Annotated in this window: 1 protein-coding gene; it reads right to left on the reverse strand. The window is 42.5% G+C overall.

All coding sequences use genetic code 11. The features are described from left to right. Nucleotides 1-3,157 (reverse strand): condensation domain-containing protein (locus IV512_RS19565; protein ID WP_245224985.1); only part of this gene is annotated, 3,157 nt, incomplete at both ends.

The following is a 3,157-nucleotide window of genomic DNA, read 5'->3' on the forward strand; positions in this document are numbered from 1 at the left end:
CTGTTCCTGGAACAGTTGTATGATGGTTTTGTCCTTTGGGTATTCGGCCTTGGTGTCGTTGAAGGTGTGGAGCAGCTCGTGGCGCTGTTCTTGGCTGAGATATTCTATGTTTTGTAGCAAAGTGTTTGGTCCGGTAACAAATGCATCCAATATTTTTTGGAAGTGTTGTGTTACATGTTGTATTTCCTTTTGGTCGTATCTATTTTGGTTGTATTTAAATGCTATGGTCATTTTATCTCGACCAGGGTTTACCTGTATGCTGAAGTCATAATGGTTCTGTTCGAGGCTGTCCCCTTGTAATACCTCTATCTGGCTGTTCTGCTGTGCCTGTTGGCTCTCTTGAACGGCATAGTTTTCAAATACAAGTATATGATCTATCAGGTCTGTGCCGAGTTCACTTTGCGCCTGTACTTCCGATAGTCTTAGATAATGGTTCTCTAGACTCTGTATCGATTTTTCCTGTTGTGACTGTAACAATTGAGATACGGTTGATCCTTTGGAATACTTTACCCTTACAGGGATTGTGTTGATAAATAGACCGATCATATCCTCGATGCCTTTTATTTGTGGCGGCCTTCCCGATACTACGGTCCCAAAAACGACGTCATTATTGTTGTTGTATTTGGAGAGCAGGCACCCCCATACGCTCTGAATGAGATTGTTCTCGGTTGTTTTGTTCGTTTTGGCGACGTTTCTTATTCTGTCCAGGTAGTCTCCCTGCAGTTCTATTTTTTCTTTGGCAGGTTTGTATGCTGTATCTGTTATATTTTTTGAGGCAAAGGGTACTACAGCTTTTTGATTGTAGTCTGCTAGATACTCTTTCCAGTAATTCAGGGATTGTTTTTGATCGATATTCTCCAGCCATTTGATATAGTCCACATAGGGGGTGGCTTTTGGGAGCGCTACCTTTTGGTTGTTGTTCAGGGCCGTTAGGATCTGATAGAATTCGTTTATCAGTATGCTGACACACCATCCGTCCATAATGATGTGGTGATTGCTCCAAATGAATTCATAGGTATGGTTGCCCAGATGTATCAGGGAGAGCCTTATCTGAGATTCCCCATTTAGCGGGAACCCTGTTGACCGATCTTCTTTTTTATATTCATCGATATACTCTAGGGCCTGCTTCTGTGATAGTTCTTGTGTCGTTAGGTCAATGTACTTGAAGCTGTTTTTCACATTTTTTCTAACGACCTGTACTAATTCCGTTGCATGTTCCGGGGAGAACTCCGTTCTAAGGATATCATGTCTTTGAATTAATATTTCATAACTTTTTCTAATGTTTTCTATGGCCGCATTTCGGATCTTTAATCTGAAACTTTTTTGTATAAGATAAGTTGCTTTGTCATCGTTGGTTAACCAGTGATAGTACATCCCTTCCTGTAGCGGGGACAATCTATATATATCTTGTATGTTGTTGTCCCTGTTGAGCTGGAACACCTTTTCAATTGATATATTTTTATAGGTAAGGTCGCTAGGGGTCAGGAAGGTCTTTGTTTGTCGACTTAGTTTCCCAATGATCAGTTTCAAGGCCGTTTCATAGTTTTTGATGAGCAGCTCGATGGTTCGTTTTTCAAAAACGCTGTCATTGTACGAGACGCTCATCTGCAGTTGCCCCATGACGAGCATTCCCGAGACGCTCAATTTGGTTCCCAGGGCTTCATTTTCCGCTGCAATACTTTTTCCCGCGTACTGGTCCGAGTATGTAAAGACCGCTTGTTCGGTTTCGTTTTGTGATCCGGCTGCGGATCCGAAGTCGCCCAGGTAGTTGAAAACGATACTGGTATTGGCATTGTTTTCAAATCCTTTCCCTAAATATTTCAAGATTCCGTACCCGATACCTTTGTTGGGTATTTTTCTCAGGTTCTCCTTTGTTTGTACAAGTGCTTCTATAGGGTCGTCTTTGGCTTGGGATATGTCCAATAGAACAGGGTATATACTGGTGAACCATCCCAAGGTCCTTGTAATGTCCATATTTTCGGCGATATGCTCTCTTCCGTGCCCTTCCAGGTCTATGAGTACTTTTTGTTTTCGGAACGTATTGTTGATTCCTATTGATAGGGCGGTCAATAGAACGTCGTTTATTTCGGTGCCATAAACACTATGACTTTTTGTTTGTAGTAATTCTGTCGTTTCTGCATCTAGAACAAAGGATTGTTTTTCGGACCTGCCTTTAGTGATATCCATTGTTTTGGGTATCTTAACTAGACTACCGTTATGGGTTGTTATCTTTTTCCAATAGGCATGTTCTCCCGCTAGTTTTTGACCTTTGGCATATTGTTGTAAAGTATCGCTCCACTGAACGAACGAATCTGTTTTCAGGGGAAGGCCAGGCGTTCTGTTTTCGGAGAAACCTTTGTACAGCGTACTGAGGTCTTCCAATAGTATTCTCCAAGAGACCCCGTCTATAACAAGGTGATGTATAACGATTAGGACAAGGTCTTTTCGTTGTCCTTTAAAGACCGCGACCTTAATGAGCGGCCCTTTCCCTATGTTTATACTTGCCTGCAATCGATCACTTAAGGCGGCTATTTTTTTATCCGCCGTTTTGATGTCCTTTGTTAGGTCGTGGAGCTCCAAAACATAATGTTCCGAATTGCCTATTCCCTGGTTTCGTTGGACCCATGTCCCATCTATCTTGTTGTAGGTCATTCTCAACGCATCGTGATGATGCGTTATTTTTAGTAGGGACTTTTGCAATGCATCTATATCTATAGTGTCCTTGCTTTCTAATAGGACCGATTGGTTGTAGTGGTTTTTATTAGGCAGCAACGGTTCTTGGAAGAATTTTTTCTGAATAGCTGTTAGCGGGGCCTGTCCCATTACCTGTCCCTGATCGATGACCCTAGAGATGAGGGTTGTTTTCTGGGCAAGCTCATCGATGATAGGCGTTCTTAATACATCTTCAATCTTTAGTTGGAACCCTTTCTGTTTCAATCGTGATACTACCTGAATACTTTTTATGGAATCACCGCCAAGGTCATAAAAGTTATCGTATACCCCGATATTCTCTCTTTTGAGAACTTCTTGGAAGGTTTCGACGAGCCTGCTTTCCATTTCGTTTCTCGGGGCGACGTACTGTGTCCCGTCGCCTAGTTCCATGGTCCGTGGGTCGGGGAGCGCTTTTTTGTCTATCTTCCCGTTAGGTGTCAGCGGC

The sequence above is a fragment of the Pseudozobellia sp. WGM2 genome, from assembly GCF_017810075.1.
Taxonomy (GTDB): domain Bacteria; phylum Bacteroidota; class Bacteroidia; order Flavobacteriales; family Flavobacteriaceae; genus JADNYK01.